General features: G+C 75.2%; 1 pseudogene. It reads left to right on the top strand.

The features are described 5' to 3' along the window. Positions 1–232: pseudogene (locus ACSNOK_RS34765) on the top strand (MFS transporter); the annotation flags it as partial. Positions 233–262 lie beyond the last annotated feature (30 nt).

Here is a 262-nt window from a genome sequence, read left to right as displayed (position 1 = left end):
CCCGGACACGGCGGAGCGGGAGTCGCGGCGGCGGGCCTCGGCGCTGATCGGGATCGCCGGGGCGATCGGGGCGTTCGGCGGCGTCCTGGTCAACGTGGCCTTCCGGCAGTCGTTCCAGACCTCCGGCAACGGCGACGCCGCGTATCTCGCCTTCCTCATCGCCTACGCGCTGTGCCTGGTGCTGACCTGGGCGGTCTACCTCCGCCCCCGCCGCCGCACCCCCGCGCCGTAGCGGCAGGCGCGCGAACCGTACGTCCGTGCC

The organism is Streptomyces sp. URMC 126, assembly GCF_051386555.1.
Lineage (GTDB): Bacteria > Actinomycetota > Actinomycetes > Streptomycetales > Streptomycetaceae > Streptomyces.
Note: the sequence above shows the minus strand (reverse complement) of the source record. Positions and strands in the feature narration are given on the sequence as shown.